This is a genomic window from Cryptosporangium sp. NPDC051539 (assembly GCF_044454545.1).
Lineage (GTDB): Bacteria > Actinomycetota > Actinomycetes > Mycobacteriales > Cryptosporangiaceae > Cryptosporangium.
This window is the reverse complement of the sequence record NZ_JBITDV010000012.1, coordinates 291,788-308,644: the sequence shown is the minus strand read 5'-3', so window position 1 is coordinate 308,644 and position 16,857 is coordinate 291,788. Positions and strand designations below refer to the sequence as shown.

At 71.6% G+C, this 16,857-nt stretch carries 16 protein-coding genes; 7 read left to right on the top strand and 9 right to left on the bottom strand.

Going from position 1 to position 16,857, the window contains the following annotated elements:
• Nucleotides 1-73: 73 nt before the first annotated feature.
• From ACIBZJ_RS33500 to ACIBZJ_RS33490, 3 genes are all read right to left on the bottom strand, one after another.
• Complete coding sequence (locus ACIBZJ_RS33500; protein WP_395936849.1) at nt 74-1,051, bottom strand: M56 family metallopeptidase; 978 nt, start codon at nt 1,049-1,051, stop codon at nt 74-76.
• Nucleotides 1,052-1,053: 2 nt separating this feature from the next.
• Complete coding sequence (locus tag ACIBZJ_RS33495; RefSeq protein ID WP_395936847.1) at nt 1,054-1,449, bottom strand: BlaI/MecI/CopY family transcriptional regulator; 396 nt, start codon at nt 1,447-1,449, stop codon at nt 1,054-1,056.
• A gap of 72 nt (nt 1,450-1,521) precedes the next feature.
• Nucleotides 1,522-2,013, bottom strand: coding sequence for a hypothetical protein (locus ACIBZJ_RS33490; RefSeq protein ID WP_395936845.1), 492 nt, complete (start codon nt 2,011-2,013; stop codon nt 1,522-1,524).
• A gap of 261 nt (nt 2,014-2,274) precedes the next feature.
• On the opposite strand from ACIBZJ_RS33490, the gene ACIBZJ_RS33485 reads away from it, so the two are divergent.
• A complete protein-coding gene (locus ACIBZJ_RS33485) occupies nt 2,275-2,883 on the top strand; it encodes a hypothetical protein (protein ID WP_395936843.1) in 609 nt (202 codons plus the stop codon).
• Nucleotides 2,884-2,902: 19 nt separating this feature from the next.
• Here the strand turns inward: ACIBZJ_RS33485 and ACIBZJ_RS33480 are convergent, their stop codons facing one another.
• Nucleotides 2,903-3,505, bottom strand: a complete 603-nt coding sequence (locus ACIBZJ_RS33480) for an ATP-binding cassette domain-containing protein (RefSeq protein WP_395936841.1) — start codon at nt 3,503-3,505, stop codon at nt 2,903-2,905.
• A 182-nt stretch (nt 3,506-3,687) separates the two neighbouring features.
• Between ACIBZJ_RS33480 and ACIBZJ_RS33475 the strand changes: the two genes are divergently transcribed.
• Both ACIBZJ_RS33475 and ACIBZJ_RS33470 read left to right on the top strand, forming a co-directional pair.
• Nucleotides 3,688-6,063 carry a phosphoketolase gene (locus ACIBZJ_RS33475; protein WP_395936987.1) on the top strand — a complete coding sequence of 792 codons (2,376 nt, stop codon included), beginning with the start codon at nt 3,688-3,690 and terminating at the stop codon, nt 6,061-6,063.
• Complete coding sequence (locus ACIBZJ_RS33470; RefSeq protein WP_395936839.1) at nt 6,060-6,392, top strand: YnfA family protein; 333 nt, start codon at nt 6,060-6,062, stop codon at nt 6,390-6,392. Before ACIBZJ_RS33475 ends, ACIBZJ_RS33470 begins: the two co-directional genes overlap by 4 nt.
• 23 nt (nt 6,393-6,415) lie before the next feature.
• On the opposite strand, the gene ACIBZJ_RS33465 is transcribed toward ACIBZJ_RS33470, so the two are convergent.
• Nucleotides 6,416-9,298, bottom strand: coding sequence for an AAA family ATPase (locus ACIBZJ_RS33465; protein ID WP_395936837.1), 2,883 nt, complete (start codon nt 9,296-9,298; stop codon nt 6,416-6,418).
• A 175-nt stretch (nt 9,299-9,473) separates the two neighbouring features.
• On the opposite strand from ACIBZJ_RS33465, the gene ACIBZJ_RS33460 reads away from it, so the two are divergent.
• Nucleotides 9,474-10,148, top strand: coding sequence for an esterase/lipase family protein (locus tag ACIBZJ_RS33460; protein ID WP_395936835.1), 675 nt, complete (start codon nt 9,474-9,476; stop codon nt 10,146-10,148).
• A 49-nt stretch (nt 10,149-10,197) separates the two neighbouring features.
• Here ACIBZJ_RS33460 and ACIBZJ_RS33455 read toward each other — a convergent pair whose 3' ends face one another.
• Nucleotides 10,198-10,446 carry a type B 50S ribosomal protein L31 gene (locus ACIBZJ_RS33455; protein ID WP_395936833.1) on the bottom strand — a complete coding sequence of 83 codons (249 nt, stop codon included), beginning with the start codon at nt 10,444-10,446 and terminating at the stop codon, nt 10,198-10,200.
• Between the two features lie 146 nt (nt 10,447-10,592).
• Between ACIBZJ_RS33455 and rpmG the strand changes: the two genes are divergently transcribed.
• Entirely contained in the window at nt 10,593-10,760 is a 168-nt protein-coding gene (gene rpmG, locus ACIBZJ_RS33450; protein ID WP_395936831.1) for a 50S ribosomal protein L33, read from the top strand.
• Nucleotides 10,761-10,830: 70 nt separating this feature from the next.
• Nucleotides 10,831-11,151, top strand: coding sequence for a hypothetical protein (locus tag ACIBZJ_RS33445; protein ID WP_395936829.1), 321 nt, complete (start codon nt 10,831-10,833; stop codon nt 11,149-11,151).
• Between the two features lie 25 nt (nt 11,152-11,176).
• Here ACIBZJ_RS33445 and ACIBZJ_RS33440 read toward each other — a convergent pair whose 3' ends face one another.
• Nucleotides 11,177-12,163: a bile acid:sodium symporter family protein gene (locus tag ACIBZJ_RS33440; RefSeq protein WP_395936827.1), complete on the bottom strand. Its 987-nt coding sequence runs from the start codon at nt 12,161-12,163 to the stop codon at nt 11,177-11,179.
• Between the two features lie 76 nt (nt 12,164-12,239).
• Here ACIBZJ_RS33440 and ACIBZJ_RS33435 point away from each other — a divergent pair, with 76 nt between their 5' ends.
• On the top strand, nt 12,240-13,079 hold the full coding sequence (locus ACIBZJ_RS33435) for a LysR family transcriptional regulator (protein WP_395936825.1): 840 nt from the start codon (nt 12,240-12,242) through the stop codon (nt 13,077-13,079).
• 9 nt (nt 13,080-13,088) lie between these two features.
• Here the strand turns inward: ACIBZJ_RS33435 and ACIBZJ_RS33430 are convergent, their stop codons facing one another.
• Together ACIBZJ_RS33430 and ACIBZJ_RS33425 are read right to left on the bottom strand one after the other, a co-directional pair.
• Nucleotides 13,089-15,605 carry an ATP-binding protein gene (locus tag ACIBZJ_RS33430; protein WP_395936823.1) on the bottom strand — a complete coding sequence of 839 codons (2,517 nt, stop codon included), beginning with the start codon at nt 15,603-15,605 and terminating at the stop codon, nt 13,089-13,091.
• Nucleotides 15,602-16,834 carry an ATP-binding protein gene (locus tag ACIBZJ_RS33425; protein WP_395936821.1) on the bottom strand — a complete coding sequence of 411 codons (1,233 nt, stop codon included), beginning with the start codon at nt 16,832-16,834 and terminating at the stop codon, nt 15,602-15,604. The genes ACIBZJ_RS33430 and ACIBZJ_RS33425 overlap by 4 nt, the downstream gene beginning before the upstream one ends.
• Nucleotides 16,835-16,857 lie beyond the last annotated feature (23 nt).

The following is a 16,857-nucleotide window of genomic DNA, read 5'->3' as shown; positions in this document are numbered from 1 at the left end:
GTGTGTCTGGCGTTGCCGCGGGGGGTAGGAGTGGTCACCCGCAGTTCACTCGTCGTTCACACAGACCGATTACTCAGGGTAGCCGCCGGTGTCCGACCGCCTCGCTCGGTCCTTTACCGTGGACGGTCTTCGAGATCTGCTCGCAGGCCTTGTCGTAGGCCTGCTTGACCGCGGCGGCACCCCAGCCGGAGTGCAGCGGCAGCGCGAGCGCGACGACCGTCACGAACACCAGCAGCGGACGCCCGACCGGCAGCGGGGGCGCCATCAGCGCGGTGGCCCGTGCAGTCGCGTCACCGGACGTCGCCCGCAGTACCGGCTGCGGACGCCGGCTGAACGCACCCACGCCGTGCACCCTCGAGCGCCGGGCTGCCGACCGGGCCAGCGCCGCCTTGGCGATCGCGCGGGCGGCCACCGTGCGGTCGTCCACGGCCCGCGCCGCATCCTCGTCGGCCCAGCGCTCGACCTGCTCGGAGATCGACGCGGTCAGCGGCCGCAACAGCGGGTTCAGCCAGGTCGCCACCCGGACCAGCAGGACGTGCACGTAGTGGCGCCGGTCGAGGTGGGCGCGTTCGTGCGCGAGCACGACCCGCTGTTCCACCGGCCCCAGCGCGTCGAGCAGGCCGGTGTGCATGACCACCAGCCCGGGACGCCCTGGGACCGCGTACGCCTCCGGGTCGGGATCGTCGACGATCAGGACGCCGTTCACCGGCTTCGCCCGGCGCCAGGTGCCCTGCGCCGCGAGCAGGTCACGGACCGCCGACCAGGCGACCGGAACCACCGCGGCGGCCGCCGCGAGCAGCGGCAGACCCACGAGCAGGAGCACGGCGAGCTTGTCGGGATCGACCGGCACGTCCCAGAGCGCGGGCCGGGCGATCGCCACCGCGGCGGCCGCGACGCCGATCGCGGTGGCCGCCGCGACGCCCACCGCGACGAGCGTCAGGCACCAGGTCGCGGTGCCGGGATGGACGCGACGGGCCAGCCGCGGCGCGAGCAGCCCGACCAACGCCCCTTCGACCCAGGGCAGGATGGCGACCAGGGGCAAGCAGTTCACCGCTACCCGTCCTCGGGCTCGGTCGCGGCCAGCAGGTTCGCGAGGAGGGCCTCGTCCTGGGGGCTCAGATCGGCCACGAAGCGGGCCAGCACACCACGCCGGTCACCGCCGGAGTCGAGGATCTTCCGCATCCGGCGCGCGGCCGCGCCGACCTGCATCGTCTCCTGGGTCTCCACCGGCCGGTACGCGAACGAGCGCCCGGACCGCTCGCGGGCTAAGACGCCTTTGGCGTGCAACCGGACAAGAGCGGTCTGCACCGTGGTGTAGGCCAGGCCGACCGACAGCGCGTCGCGGACCTCCGGCACCGTGAGTGGTACCGGGGCGTTGGCCAGCACCTCTAACACCGCCCGCTCCAGCGAACCGCTGGCGCGTCGGCCGGAGCCACGCTGCTCGTCCACCCACTACCTCCCGAGGCGCTGTACCTCCCACCACCGCTCTGCTCACCCATTCTGCGCCAGGAACCGGTGGTCTCACTGCGAAGATGCGGTTTTCACCACCCCGTCCCAGGCCGCTTTGGCCCCGGAGTCACCGGCCCGGTAAACGGTGAACACCGAACCGACCGCGACCACCACGGCGAGTACCGCCAACCCCACGGTCAGCAACGAACGGCTGTTGCCGGCCCGGGTGGCCAACACGAAACGGTGCACGGCCCAGACCGCGACCGACATCACGAACAGGCCGATCGCCCACGGCAGCAGCATCTCGGCGAGCTCCTCGTGACGCTCCACGAGCGGGCCGCCACCGCCCATCTTGCCTTTCAGCCACTCGCCGGCGTGGACGGTGAGCGGCACGCTGATCAGCGACGCCAGCGCGACGATCGGCAGCACGACGCCGATCCGGGCGCGCGCCGCCGGCCAGACCGCGCTGAGCACCAGCAGCAACGCGGTGATCGGAATCATGATCACCACGAAATGGACGAGCAGGACGTGGGCCGGTAGCCCGTTGACTTCGGTGGGACCCATGGCAACTCCTTCAGCGTTCAACTACCCCACATTATTACTACCGAAGGTTGTAGTAACGGGGTTACTCGCAGAACAGCTGAACCACGGGCCGTTCCACGGCCGTATCCGAAGTACCCGTACCGGGTCGCCACACCGCGGCCGGCCGAAAACTCCCCCTCACGGGCGGCCGCGGTGTGGAGGTGCGGGTGCTTCGTACGGTGGTTCTGCCGCGGCCGGCCGTGGCGCACGTCGGAAGTTCGAACGTAGGAGACAGACGAGCCGATGAGCCAGCCCAAGTACTCCCCCGGGCGCCGGCTGGTCCGGCAACTGGGCCTGAGCCGCAATCCGCTCTGCCGGCCGGTCGACCGGATCGACGGCCTGTTCCGGATCGCCGCGGCCAGCGCGACGCTGGCCGTCGTCCTCGGGTCCGTGCTGTTCGGTCTGGGCACTTACCACCACCTGATCGACCAGGTCGAAGCAGTGAAGGCGACGCTCAACCAGGTACCGGTCGTCCTGGTCGACGACCCGGCCGGCGGCCGCGCTCCGAACGGCGCGGTGTCGCCGGCCCCGGCGCCCGGCGTCCAGGCCAAGTGGACGCTTCCGGACGGGACGGTCCGCAGCGGAGCCGTGCACTCACCGGTCTCGGCCCGCAAAGGCACGACTGTCGACATCTGGATGGACGACGACTACACGCCGGTCCGCCCACCCGCTCAGCCCACCGAGCTGCAGTTCCGGGCGATCGTCAACGGGCTCGGCAGCGTCAGCCTGTTCACGGTGCTGGTCTGGGGTGCCTTCGGGTGGGTGCTGAACCGGCTGAACCGCCGCCGGGACGCCGACTGGACCCGCGACTGGATGCGGTTCGAGCGCCACTGGCGCCACCGCAGCCACTAGACCGTGACGACCTCGGTCACTAGAGCGTGATGACCTCGTCGGCGAACGCGAGCAGGGACGGCTGGTGCGCGACCATCAGCACGGTCCGCCCCGGAGCCAGCCGGCGCAGAGCGTCCAGGAAGCGGTCGTCGTCGTCCGGCTCGTCGAGCACCACGACGGCGGGGCCGCGCAGGAACGCGCGGGCCAGACCGATCCGCTGACGCTCACCGGCCGACAGACCGGCACCGTCCTCGCCCAGCACGGTGTCGAGGCCGAGCGGCAGACGACCGATCAGGTCGCCCAGCGCGACCTCGGACGCGGCGGCCACCTCGGCGTCGGACGCCGGCCACCCGAGCCGGACGTTCTCCGCGATCGTGCCGGCCAGCAGCACCGGGAACTGCGGCACCCAGGAGATCGTCGTCCAGCGTGCGGACGGGTCCAGCTCGTCGAGCGGGACCCCGCCGACCGTCACCCGGCCGCGCGACGGACGCACCAGCCCGAGCGCCACGGCCAGCGCGGTTTCGCTGCCGGTTCCGGTCAGGGCGGTCACCCGGCCCGGTCTCGCCACCAGCGAGACGTTCCGCAAGGCGGATACGGTCACGTTCTCCAGCCGCAACAGCGGCGCTTCCACTAGGTCCAGCACGTCGTAAAGAACGTGTCCGCGGCGCGGTGGGTTCGAACTTCTCGGGAACAGTGACTTCCGACCCTGTTTAACGGCCCGTCTCTGCGAAAGTCTGCAACGGAGAGCTGGCCCGGCCGGGGCCGGCGCCCGCAGGAAAGGGAGTCGCGGTGACCCTCGGCACCGAAACGTCCGCCGATCGCCAGCTGACCTCCGCCGAGCTCGCCGAGCGGGTACGCCAGCTCGACGACGCCGACCTCGCACGTGTCGACGCCTGGTGGCGGGCGAACAACTACCTCACCGTCGGGCAGATCTACCTGCAGGACAACGCGCTGCTCCGCGAGCCGCTCCGCCCGGAGCACATCAAGCCACGGCTGCTCGGCCACTGGGGCACCAGCCCGGGGCTCTCGTTCCTCTACACGCACCTGTCCCGGCTGATCCGGATCACCGGGCAGGAGTCGATCTACCTGGCCGGTCCCGGTCACGGCGGGCCCGCGCTGGTGGCGGCCGGCTGGCTGGAGGGCACGTACAGCGAGATCTACCCGCGGATCGGGACCGACGAGGCCGGTATGCACCGGCTGTTCCGGCAGTTCTCCGCACCGGGCGGGATCCCCAGCCATGTGTCGGTCACGACTCCTGGATCGATCCACGAGGGCGGCGAGCTCGGCTACGTGCTAGTGCACGCGTTCGGCGCGGTCATGGACAACCCGAGCCTGCTCGCGCTCGCGGTGGTCGGCGACGGCGAGGCCGAGACCGGGCCGCTCGAGGGCGCCTGGAAGGGCATCTCGTTCCTCAACCCGGCCCGCGACGGCGCCGTCCTCCCGGTGCTGCACCTCAACGGCGCCAAGATCTCCGGTCCGACGGTGCTGGCCCGCAAGGACCCGGCCGAGGTCCGGTCCCTGCTGACCGGCCACGGCTACGACGTGATCGAGATCGAGGGTTCGGACCTGCCCGGGATGCACTACGGCTTCGCCGAAGCGCTCGCGACGGCCTGGGCGTCGATCAAGCGCATCCAGGAGGCCGCCCGCGGTGGCGACTGGGACGGCTCGCGTCCGCGGTGGCCGATGATCGTCCTGCGGACGCCCAAAGGCTGGACGGGTCCGCACGAGGTGGACGGCATCGAGGTCGAGGGAACGTTCCGCGCGCACCAGGTGCCGCTGAGCGGCGTCAAGGACAACCCGGAGCACCTGGCCCAGCTGGAGCGCTGGATGCGCTCGTACCGTCCGGACGAGCTGTTCGAGGGCGGGAAGCCGAACGCGGACGTCCTCGCCGCGAACCCGGTCGGCGACCTGCGGATGTCCGCGTCGCCGCACGCCAACGGCGGGCTGGTCACCGAAGACCTGGACCTGCCGGACTTCCGGGACTACGCGATCGACGTCGAGACGCCGGGCGGTACCCGGGCCGAGTCCACCCGCAAGCTCGGTGAGCTGATGCGGGACCTCTACACCCGCAACCCCGACCGGTTCCGGCTGTTCTGCCCGGACGAGACGAACAGCAACCGGCTCGGCGCCGTGTTCGAGGCGTCCGACCGGGCCTGGGCCGAGAGCGTCCGCCCCGGTGACGTGTCGCTGAGCCGCGACGGCCGGGTGATGGAGGTGCTCTCCGAGCACAACTGCCACGGCTGGCTCGAGGGGTACACGCTGACCGGCCGGCACGGACTGTTCGCCACGTACGAGGCGTTCGCGATGGTCAGCGCGTCGCAGACGATCCAGCACGGCAAGTGGCTGGAGGAGGCGAACCACCTGTCCTGGCGTTCACCGGTTCCCAGCCTGAACGTCCTGCTGACGTCCACCGCCTGGCGCAACGACCACAACGGGTTCTCGCACCAGGGCCCCGGGCTGATCCAGACCGTGCTGACCCAGCGCGGTTCGGTGGCCCGGATCTACCTGCCGCCGGACGCCAACTGCCTGCTTTCGGTGGCCGACCACTGCTTCCGGTCGCGGTCGTACGTCAACCTGATCGTCATCGACAAGCAGCCACAGCTGCAGTACCTGACGATCGACGAGGCGATCGAGCACTGCGCCCGGGGCGCGGGCATCTGGGACTGGGCCGGGAACGACGACGGCACCAGCGACCCGGACGTGGTGCTGGCCTGCGCGGGCGACGTCGTGACGATGGAGACCGTGGCCGCGGCCGCGATCCTGAAGGAGCGGCTGCCGCATTTCCGGGTGCGGGTCGTGAACGTCGTCGACCTGATGACGCTTCCGCGGCGCAAGGACCACCCGCACGGCATGGAAGCGACGCTGTTCCGCGAGCTGTTCACCGACCACGTCGACGTCGTGTTCGCGTTCCACGGCTTCCCGGGCGCGATCCACCAGGTCGTGCACGGCCGTCCGGACGCCGACCGGTTCCACGTCCGCGGGTTCATCGAAGAGGGCACCACGACCACGCCGTTCGACATGGTCGTGAAGAACAAGGCCTCGCGGTACCACCTGGTCATCGACGCGATCAACAACGCGCGCCGGACGCCGCCGGGCGCGACCCAGCTGAAGGCCTGGTGCGAGGCACAGCTGGCCAAGCACTCCGCGTACGTGGTGGAGCACCTGGAGGACATGCCGGAGGTGCGAGACTGGGTGCTGTGATCGGTCGCTCCCTGGTGCTGTTCGCGCTGGCCGCGCTGGCCGAGATCGGCGGAGCCTGGCTCATCTGGCAAGGCTCGCGCGAACACCGGGGGTTGCTCTGGATCGCGGGCGGGGTCGTCGCGCTCGGGATCTACGGGTTCGTGGCCACGTTCCAGCCGGATCCGAACTTCGGCCGGATCCTGGCCGCCTACGGCGGGGTGTTCGTCGCCGGCTCGCTGCTCTGGGGCGTCGTCGTCGACAAGTTCCGCCCCGACCGCTTCGACCTGATCGGCGCCGCGATCTGCGTACTCGGAGTAGTCGTGATCATGTACGCCCCCAGAGGCCACTAGCGCCCTGGAGCCGCCCGTGCACCTCAGGACATCAGTTGGACTAGTTCGACTCGGGAGCGCACTCCGAGGCGGACGAAGATGTTGCGCATGTGGTGGTCGACCGTGCGGACGCTCAGGTAGAGCTGGGCGGCGATCTCGCGGTTCGTGGCGCCCTGGGCGGCGAGCCCGGCGATCTGCATCTGCTGCGGCGTGAGGTTGGCGGGTGCCGGGGTGGCTGCCCCGGCGTGCATGGCTTCACCGGTGGCCCGCAGCTCGCCGCGGCAGGCGTCCGACCAGGGGTTCGCGTCCAGGCGCTCGAACGTCTCGAGCGCGCTGTGCAGCACGTTGCGGGCGGCGAGCGAACCGCGGCGGCGGCGGAGTTCGTGGCCGTAGAGCAGCTCGGTACGCGCCCGCTCGAAGTCGTGGTCGCCGAGCAGATGCAGCCGCATCGCCTCGCGGTAACCCTCCTCGGCGTCACCGGGCTCGGTGGCGACCATCGCCCGGCAGCGGGCGGCCAGCGCCCTGGGAGCCGGGCTGCCGGTCGCGTCCGCCCACTCGCCGAAGTAGTGGCCGACCGCGGTCGCGGCGTCCCGGTCGCCGCAGCGCACGGCCGCCTCGACGAAGTGCGGCGCGGCCATCATCTTCACCAGCGGATGGCTGCGCCCGGCCCCGGCGTCGGACACCAGGACCCGGAGACGGGAGGACGCCTCGGTGGTGCGTCCGACCGTGAGATCGAGCGCGGCCAGCGCCCAGTTCGCCATCGCGATCGACATCCCGAGCCCTCGGTTGTCGGCCTCGGTGATCGCGGCCCGGGCGCGCACGACACAGGTCTGCTCGTCGCCCCTCGGCACCGCGAGCAGCGCCAGGGTGGCGAGGTGGAAGCTCGCCGAGCCCCGCTGGCCGAGTTCGCGTGCCCGCGCGAGGCCCTCCTCGGCGCTCTGCGTCGCGCCGGGATGGCGTCCGAGCCAGAGCTGGGCGTAGGTGGTGAGCTCCAGGGTCCGCGGTATCACCGCGATCTCGCCGCGGACCTGCGCGGCCGCGCGGGCCCGCACCGACAGCCCGAGGCCGAGCGACTCCTGGCCCAGGACGCAGGCGGCGAGGCTCGACCAGACCAACAGCGTCGGGTCGTCCGTCCGGGACGCCAGATCGACGACCCGCCGCAGCGGGCCGACCGCATCGCGGTGGCGGCGGTCGAACGCCGCCGACATGCCCGCGCAGAACTCGAACATCAGCTCCGCCGCGGGTGACTCGTCTCCGCGGCGCAGCGCCAGAACCTTCTCGAGGACGTCGAGGTAGCGCCGTTGATCGCCGGCCAGGAAATCGGGTTCGCCGGCGTGGATCAGCGCGATCATCGCGGCCGTGCGGTGGGGCTCGCCGAGCCGGGCGGCGGCGCCGAGGAGCAGCTCCTGGGCCGCGGCCGGCAGCCCGGTGCGGAGCTCGATCTCACCGCGGAGCAGGTCCCGGAATCCGTGCAGCGCGGTCTCCGGATGCGGCGGGCGGACCCGGGCCAGAAGTACGCCCGCCCGGTGCGGCTGACCCGCCAGCCACGCGTCCTGCGCGGCCGCGAGCAACTGGCCGGCCTTGTCGCCGGGCGCGGCGACGAGCTCGGCGACCCGCTCGGCCGCGATCGACGCGGCGGCGTGATCGCCGCTGTCGCGGACGGCCGCCGCCGCGGCCGCCAGCTCGTCCACCACGGCGAAAGCCGCCGACGCTGCCCCGGCCCCGGAGACGGGCCCGGGGGCGAGGGCGTGGCCAGGTGCGGCCGGGCTGCCGGGCCCGGGCGCGACGACGGCGGGGGCGACGAGGGCGGCCAGGTGCCAGGCGCGCCGGAGGCGGGCGGCGCTCTCCGCTCGGGTCCCCGGTGCGGGCGCCGGGGTCTCGTCCGTCCGGAAGACGTCGGCCAGCAGGCCGTGGGCCGACCGGCGGTCGTCGGCCGACGCCGAGCGGTAGACCTCGGCCCGGAGCAGCGGCAGGCAGAAACGGACCGCGCCGCCCGACTCGCGGACGACGCCGGCCGCCTCGGCCGGCGCGAGCGCGGACAGGTGCCCGCCCCCGGCCTCGGCCACCCGGGCCAGCGTCTCCACGTCGAGCTGCTCGTCGGCCGCGACCAGCAACAGGAGCCGCCGGGTCGCGACCGGCAACCGCGCGATCCGCTCGTCGTACTCCCTGCGCACCCGGCTGTAGAGCGGCAGCGTGTCGGGCAGCGGCGCTCGCCCGGCGCGCTGGTCGGCCGAGAGCGTCCGGGTCAGCTCCTCGATCGCGCGGGGGTTCCCCGCGCACGACCGCCCGATCACCGCGGCGACGTCCGCCGCGACGTCGCCGGCCAGCAGCCGGTCGATCAGCACCGCGCACGCCGCCGGATCGAGCCCCGGCAACGTCAGCGACGGCAGCCCGGCCGGTGCCGGCCGGTCGTCGGGCGTCGCGAACAGCACCGCGACCTTCTCCGACGCCAGCCTCCTGGCGACGAACGCCAGCACGTCCCGCGAGGCGTCGTCGATCCGGTGGGCGTCGTCCACACAGAGGAGCACCGGACGACGGCGAGCCGTCCGGATCAGCAGTTCGAGCACCGCGACGCAGAGCGGCAGCCCTCCCGGCACGTCCTCGGGGTCGCCCGCCATCGCCCGCGCCAGCGTGGCCGCTTGCATCTTCGGCAGCGAGGAGATCCGCGCGGACAGCGGCATCAGCAACCGGTGCAACGCCGCGAACGCGAGGTCGGCCTCGGCCTCCACACCCTCCGCGGTCAGCACGACGAACCCGGACGCCGCGTCGGCCGCGTACCGCAGCAGCGACGTCTTCCCGATGCCCGGCTGCCCCTGGACGACGAGCCCGCCGCCGGAGTGGGCACGAGCTCGATCGAGCAGGTCGTGCACCTCGGCCCGGCCGGGCCCGGCCGGTCGTGTCTCGTTCGGAACCCGTGCGGTGGACACCGGCCGATTGTCACCGATCGTCTCGCCGAACACCGTTAGTTTTGGATTCTCTGTGCATCCGCATCGATCCGGCCCGGGCCGGCGATCACCGCTGAGCGCACGAACCGGCAGTATTACCGACGCGTTACGTCACCGCGCGCAGTCACAGTTCGGGAACCCCAACGAGGAGGTTCCCATGCGTAGAGCCCTCACCCTCTTACTGGCGGCGCTGGCCGCGATCGCGGCGGTCGCGATCGGACCAGCGGCACCCGCGAACGCGGCGACCGACACCCCGGTCGTGTTCGTGCACGGCTACACCGGCAGCGCGTCGAACTGGACCACGGCCGAGTCGGTCTTCCGCGCCGGTGGCTACTCGAGCAGCCGGCTGTTCGCCTACGAATACGACTCGTACGGCAACAACGTCACGAACGCACAGGGCCTCTCGACGTTCGTCAACAACGTCAAGCGGCAGACCGGGGCGTCCAAGGTCGACATCGTGAACCACTCGATGGGCGGGCTGGTGAGCCTCTGGTACATCAAGCAGCTCGGCGGCGCGTCGAGCGTCCGGCGGTTGGCGTCCCTGGCCGGCGCGAACCACGGAACCACTTCGGCCGGTGCGTGCCTGACGTTCACGACCTGTCAGCAGATGTATCCGGGTTCGTCGTTCATCAACACGCTGAGCGCGGGTGACGAAACGCCGGGACCGACGGTGTACCGGACCTGGTACTCGCCGTGCGACGGGATCATCATTCCGTACACCAGCACGGTGCTGTCCGGAGCGACGAACACCTACGTCGCCTGCGAGACCCACCTCGGGTACCTGACCGACACGTCGATCCTCACCCAGGTGCGCGGCTACCTGACCGCCTGACGTGCGAACGGCCCCGCCTCTTTCGAGGCGGGGCCGTTCGTGGTGGGGCTTACTTGCGCTTCGACTGGCGGGCGCGGAACTTCTCGACGCGGCCGGCGCTGTCGATGACGCGCTGCTGACCGGTGTAGAACGGGTGGCTCAACGACGAGATGTCGACGTCGACCAACGGGTACGTGTTGCCGTCCGACCACTCGATCGTGCGATCGGTCGACACCGTCGAGCGAGTCAGGAACGCCTCGTCGGCAGACCGGTCACGGAACACCACCGGGCGGTACTGGGGGTGGATGCCAGGCTTCATGCCTACGTTCCTCTCTTCTCCGCGACCCTTCCGGGCCGCACAGTTGGATAACCCAACCCGGCCTCGCGGTGTTCCCTCTCCGCGCCGGAATAATTGAACATGGTTTTCGTTAGAGCGAGTACAGGCATCAAGCACAGGAGGTTCGGATGGCCAAGGGCAACGAGCTCCGTCCCGTCGTGAAGCTGCGGTCGACCGCGGGCACCGGCTACACGTACGTCACCCGGAAGAACCGGCGGAACGACCCGAACCGGCTCACGCTGACGAAGTTCGACCCGCGCGCGGGTCGGCACGTGGAGTTCCGCGAGGAGCGCTGACCCAGACCGAACGCCCGGCCCTCGAAGGCCGGGCGTTTTCGTGTCCCCGCCCGCCGGGTAGCGACACCCCATGACGAACCCCGGTGTACACGACGACCTCGACACCGACCCCCATCACGACGCGCTGTCCCCGGACGACGATCCGGCCGAGGCGCCGGACGACCGCTCACCCGCACAGATCGCGCAGGAACGCGACGAGAGCAGCCTCGACGACGACGGAGAGCCCTCCGGGCCGGTGGGGGCGTCCGTGCCGGCGGTGGTCGTCCCCGCCGTTGCCGCCGGGCTCGTCTTCCTCCTGCTCGGCTTCCTCTTCGGGTGGTCGATCTGGGCCGCGGCCCTCGGCGCTCTCGCGGCCGCCGCGGTCGCCTACGTCGTCGCGATCCGCCGCTGACGCGCCGCGCTGCCGTGGCCGGCGATCAGGCCCTCGCCGGCTCCGGTGTGGCGTCCGCCTCGACGGCCGCGGCCCACCGGCGGGCCAGCACCGCGCACACGATCAGTTGCAGCTGGTGGAAGAGCATCAACGGCAGGATCACCAGGCCGGCGCCGGTACCGAAGATGACCGTGGCCATCGGCACGCCGGTCGCGAGGCTCTTCTTCGACCCGGCGAACACGATCGTGATCCGGTCCGCGCGGTTGAAGCCGAGCCGCTTCGACACCAGCGACGTGGTCACCAAGACCGACGCCAGCAGCGCGCAACACACCACGACCAGCGCGACCAGGTCCCAGCCCGACAGCTTGCTCCACACCCCGGCCACCACCGCCCCGCTGAACGCGGTGTAGACGACCAGCAGGATCGACCCCCGGTCGAGCAGCCCGAGCACCTTCTTGTGCCGCCCGACGAACCCGCCGATCCACGGCCGGAGCGCCTGCCCCAGCGCGAACGGCACCAGCAACTGCACGACGATCCTGAGCAGCGTCCCGCCGGAGAGCGACACGCCGTTGTTGCTGAGCACCACCGCGACCAGCAGCGGGGTCACGATCACGCCGAGCACGTTCGACAGCGACGCGGTGCAGATCGCCGCGGCCACGTTCCCCTTCGCGATCGACACGAACGCGATCGACGACTGCACGGTCGACGGCAGCAGACACAGGAACAGCACCCCCGCGGCCAGCTCCGACGACAGCGCCGCGTCCGGCAGCAGCCGGATCGCCAGCCCCAGCACCGGGAACAGCACGAACGTGAACGCCAGCACGAGCAGGTGCAACCGCCAGTGGCGGATGCCTGCGATCACGGTTTCCGTAGACAGCCGCGCGCCGTACAAGAAGAACAAGAACCCGATGGCGACGATGATCAGCTGGTCGAGTACGTCCTCCACCACTCCTCGCGCCGGGAGCACCGAGGCGAGCGCAACCATGGTGAGCAGCGCCACGATGTAAGGGTCGGGACGGAAACGACGGAACATGAAAACCAACTTTGCGGCACGCCACGGAAATCGTGAAGTGCGATCACCCCTCTGACTGTGATCATAAAATGTGATGATGTTCGACCCGGTCCAGCTCCGCTCGTTCCTCACGGTCGCCCGCACCCGCAGCTTCACGCGCGCCGCCGCTGAGCTGGGCGTCCAGCAGTCGACGGTGAGCCAGCACATCCGCAAGCTCGAGCAGGCCACCGGGCGTCCGCTGTTCCTGCGCGACACCCACACCGTGCTGCTCACCGCCGACGGCGACGCGATGCTCGGGTTCGCCCGCGCCCTCGACGAGATCCACGAACAGGCCGCCGGGTACTTCGCGGGCTCGGAGCTGCGGGGACGGCTGCGGTTCGGCGTCTCGCAGGACCTCGCGCTCACCCAGCTGCCCCGCATCCTGCGCGACTTCCGCCGGACGCACCCGCTCGTCGACCTGGAGCTGACCGTCGAGCTGAGCGGGACGCTGCACAGCCGCCTGCAGGACGGCCAGCTCGACCTGGTGTTCGCGAAACGGCTGCCCGGACAGGTCGAGGGACAGCTCGTGTACCGCGAGCGGCTGGCCTGGCTGGGGGTGCCCGACCTGCGGCTCGACCCGAACGGCCCGGTGCCGCTGATCATCTACCCGCCGCCGTCGCTGACCCGGGAACGGGCGCTGCGGGTACTCGAGGAACAGCGACGGCCGTGGCGGGCCGTGTGCACGAGCGCGAGCCTCAACGGGCTCGCGGCGGCGGCACTGGGCGGGCTCGGCGTGGTGCCGTTCGTCCAGCGGCTCGGGCCGGCCGGGCTGGCCGAGGTGCCGACGCAGTACCGGCTCCCGGCGCTCGGCGAGGTCGAGTTCGTCCTGCTGCACACCGACCGGGTGGTCCCCGAGTCGGCCGAGGCACTGGCCGCCGCCATCCGGGCCGCCGCCTGACGTTCGACGTCATTCGGGTGATGCCGGCAGCGTGATCGTGAACACCGTGCCGCACGGCGTCCCCGGACGGGCCGAGATAGTCCCACCGTGCCCCTCCACGATCGCCTTCGTGATCGCGAGCCCGAGCCCGGTGCCTTTGATGCCGTGCTGCACCGCGTTGCTCGTCCGGAAGAACCGCTCGAACAGCCGGGCGTACTGGTCCTCCGGGATGCCGATCCCGGTGTCGGCGACGTCGAGCGTGGCGATGCCGTCGGCGGCGGCCACCCGCACCGAGATCCGGCCGCCCTCCGGGGTGTACTTCACCGCGTTCGAGACGACGTTGGTCAGCACCTGGCGGAGCCGTCCCGGGTCCACCGACACGACGATCGGCCCGTCCGCGGCGATCTCGATCGTGAGGTTCTTCGCCTCGGCCACGGGCCGCAGATCGGTGACCACGTCGCTGACCAGCCGGGTCAGCGACACCGGGCGCAGATCGATCGATATCTCTCCGGCGTCCAGGCGGGCCATGTCGAGCAGGTCGTCGGTGAGCTGCTGCAGGTCCGCGGCCTTGCGGTCGACGATCCGGAGGAAGCGGTCGGCCTCCGCGGAGACCGCGTGCGGTTCGTCGAACACCAGCTCCAGATAGCCGCGGATCGACGTGATCGGTGAGCGCAGCTCGTGGGTGACGAGCGCGACCAGCTCGTCCTTCATCCGGTCGAGCTCCCGCAGGTCCTCGATCTGCTGACGCTTGCGAGCCAGCAGTTCCTCCCGGTCGGAGCCGATCCGGTGCCGCTCGGTGATGTCGGTGCAGATCCCGTTGACGTAGAGCCGGTCGTCCTCGCGGCGCGGCACCGCCCGCGTCCAGATCCAGCGGACGACGCCGTCCCGGCCGACGAACCGCGCCTCCAGCTCACCGGCCCGGCCCTCGCGCACGGCCGAGTCGAACGCCCCGAGCGAGTCCGCGTCGTCCGGGTGGACCAGTTCGGAGAGCTGGACGGTCCGGCCGTCGGGAGTGAGCAGATCGGCACCGAACACCGTGGTGCCGTTCGGGCTCGCGAACAGCAGCGTCGCCTCGCCGTCCGTGCCGATCTCCATACTCCAGACGTAGTCGTCGATACTGCCGACGACCTGCTCGAACGCGCGCCAGGCGGCCTGGGCCCTGCGCCCCTCGACGAAGCGCGCGAGGTAGGCGCCGACCCCGTCGAGACGGCTGAGCAGCTCTTCGTCGCAGCCCATCGGGCCGTGGTCGCGGAACACCAGCACGCCGAGCAGCCGGTCCGCGCTCCGCACCGGCAGCCCGAGCGCGGCCCCGGCCTCGTCCCCGGCCCCGGCTGCGGCTGCGGGTGGCTGCGGCTCCCGGGAGAGCGGGGCGCCGGCCTCGCCGACCGCGAGCGCGAACGCGGCCCCGCCGTCGTCGGTCGCCGCGGCTCCGGCGGACGCGATGCGGGTGGCCGCCGGCCCGTCGCCGAACTGCCAGTACTCGCCGCTGTCCCAGCGCAGGCCTTCGGTCACGGCCACGAGCGTGCGCTCGGCGGCATCCGCGGTGGACGTCGCGTCGGCGAGCGCGGTGGCCACCGCGTGCTGCACCGCACGCAACCGCTCGGTCCGCACCGCCGCGGTGACGTCGTGCAGTGCGACGACCGCACCCAGCCGGGTGCCGTCCGCGGTCCGGATCGGCTGTGCGTTCGCCAGGAAGTGCCGGTCCGCCCGCCCGGGCCGCCGGACGACCAGGTCCGCGTGTTTGACGACCTCGCCGCGGAACGCCCGGGTCAACGGCGTCTTCCCGGCGTCCAGCGGCGAGCCGTCGGGCGAGTGCAGGCCGTACTCGGCCGCCCAGGCCTCGCTGGGCACACCGGTGACCGGCGCCTCGATGTCGCGGCGCATCGCCCGGTTGAACAGCACCAGCCGCCCGCCGGCATCGCAGGCCGCCACGCCGGTGTCGAGGCTGTCGAGCAGCGAGGCCAGGAACGTCCGCTCGTGGTCGAGCTCGGCCGACATCCGCGTGATCCGCGCGTGGCTGAGCCGCACCGCGATCTCGGATTGCGCCGCCGAGGCCAGATCCTCGATCACGCCGAGGTCTTCGGGGCTCCACGCGCGCGGCCGGGTGTCGATGACGCAGAACGAGCCCAGCGTCTGCCCGTCCGGCGACCGCAGCGGATAGCCGGCGTACGCGATCACGCCGATGTCCGGGATCGCCAGATTCGTGCAGAGCATCTCGTCGGCCCTGGCATCGGTGATGATCAGCGGGGCGTCCCTGGCCACGACGTACTGGCAGAACGAGTGCGTGTGCGGCGTCTGCCTGCGCTCGGCCCAGGGCTGGGGCAACCCGACCGCGCTGACGAAGAACTGACGGCCGGAGTCGACCAGTGAGACCAGCGCCACCGGGGCCCGGAGCACCCGACCGGCCAGGCTCGTCAGCCGGTCGAGCACCTCCACCGCCGGACCGTCGAGCAGTCCGGTCGCCTCCAGCACCCGCAGGCGCTCGGGGTCGAGAACGGCCCGGGCCGCGGAGGCGGCGGGAGGCGAGGCCGCGGGCAGAACCGTCACGCCGGCGCCGTGGCCGGACAGGACGGGAATCGCAGCGCGATCGTGGTGCCGGCGCCGAGACGGCTGCGCAGCTCCACCTCGCCGTCGTGGGCGGAGATGATCGCCTCGACGAGGGTGAGCCCGAGCCCCGGGCCCTGCACGGCGGCGTCGTCGGCGTCCTCGGTGCGGTAGAAGGGGTCGAACAGCCGCGGTATCTCCTCGTCCGCGATCCCGCTGCCGGTGTCGGTGACCACGACCGTCGGTGTCGGGACGTCGGTGACGTGCACGGTGATCACCCCGTCGTTGGTGAACTTCACCGCGTTGAGCAGGACGTGCTGCAGCGCCCGGGTCAGCTCCCGGTGCGAGCCGCGGACCAGCACCGGGCTGGCCGGCAGGTCGAACGTCAGCTCCAGGCCCTTGAGCTCGGCCAGCGGACGGGTACCGGCGACCGCGGCCGCGGTCAGCTCGGTCAGGTCGGTCGGGATCCGGGTGATCTCCAGGCCCGCTGACGTTCCGGTGCCGACCTTCGTCATCAGCAACATGTCGTCGACGAGCTGGGTGAGCCGGTGCGCGTTGCGCTGCATCACGGCCAGGAAGTCCCGGCCGGTCTGCGGGTCGAGCGGATCGGCGTCGTCCAGCAGCAGTTCCAGGTAGCCGCGGATCGACGCGAGCGGCGTCCGGAGTTCGTGGCTGACCGTGGTGAGGATCCGGTTCTTGAGCTCGTCGAGCTCGACGACCCGGCGGGTGACGTCCACCTTCTGCCGCGCGTACGACCGCAGCTCGATCTCGGCGGCGACGTGCCGGGCCAGCGCGCGCAGCGCCCGTCGCTGGGCCGGGGTGAGGACGCGAGGCTCACGGTCGATGACGCAGACCGTGCCGAGGCTCAGCCCGCCTTCCACGCGCAGGGGCGCCCCGGCGTAGAAGCGGATGTAGGGCTCGCCGACGACCATCGGATTGTTCGCGAACCGCGGATCGGTGGTCGCGTCCGGCACCTCGAGGATGTCGGTCTGCGCGAGGGCGTGGGCACAGAACGCGACGTCCCGGCAGGTCTCGCGGAAATCGATCCCGACGTGCGCCTTGAACCACTGGCGCCGCTCGTCCACCAGGCTGACCAGCGCGATCGGCGTGCCGCAGATCTCCGCGGCGAGCAACGCGATGTCGTCGAACTCGGCCTCGTGGTCGGTATCGAGGATGTCGTGGCCGCGCAGGACCGCGAGGCGCGTCCCCTCGTCCTGGACGAAAACCGACACCCCTCCGCCCTCCCTTCCCCTCC

Excerpts from the sequence above, each read along its gene's own strand:
- ACIBZJ_RS33490 (WP_395936845.1), bottom strand. The coding sequence starts at position 2,013 with ATGGGTCCCACCGAAGTCAACGGGCTACCGGCCCACGTCCTGCTCGTC.
- ACIBZJ_RS33485 (WP_395936843.1), top strand. The coding sequence starts at position 2,275 with ATGAGCCAGCCCAAGTACTCCCCCGGGCGCCGGCTGGTCCGGCAACTG.
- ACIBZJ_RS33460 (WP_395936835.1), top strand. The coding sequence starts at position 9,474 with ATGCGTAGAGCCCTCACCCTCTTACTGGCGGCGCTGGCCGCGATCGCG.
- ACIBZJ_RS33455 (WP_395936833.1), bottom strand. The coding sequence starts at position 10,446 with ATGAAGCCTGGCATCCACCCCCAGTACCGCCCGGTGGTGTTCCGTGAC.
- rpmG (WP_395936831.1), top strand. The coding sequence starts at position 10,593 with ATGGCCAAGGGCAACGAGCTCCGTCCCGTCGTGAAGCTGCGGTCGACC.
- ACIBZJ_RS33445 (WP_395936829.1), top strand. The coding sequence starts at position 10,831 with ATGACGAACCCCGGTGTACACGACGACCTCGACACCGACCCCCATCAC.
- ACIBZJ_RS33440 (WP_395936827.1), bottom strand. The coding sequence starts at position 12,163 with ATGTTCCGTCGTTTCCGTCCCGACCCTTACATCGTGGCGCTGCTCACC.
- ACIBZJ_RS33435 (WP_395936825.1), top strand. The coding sequence starts at position 12,240 with ATGTTCGACCCGGTCCAGCTCCGCTCGTTCCTCACGGTCGCCCGCACC.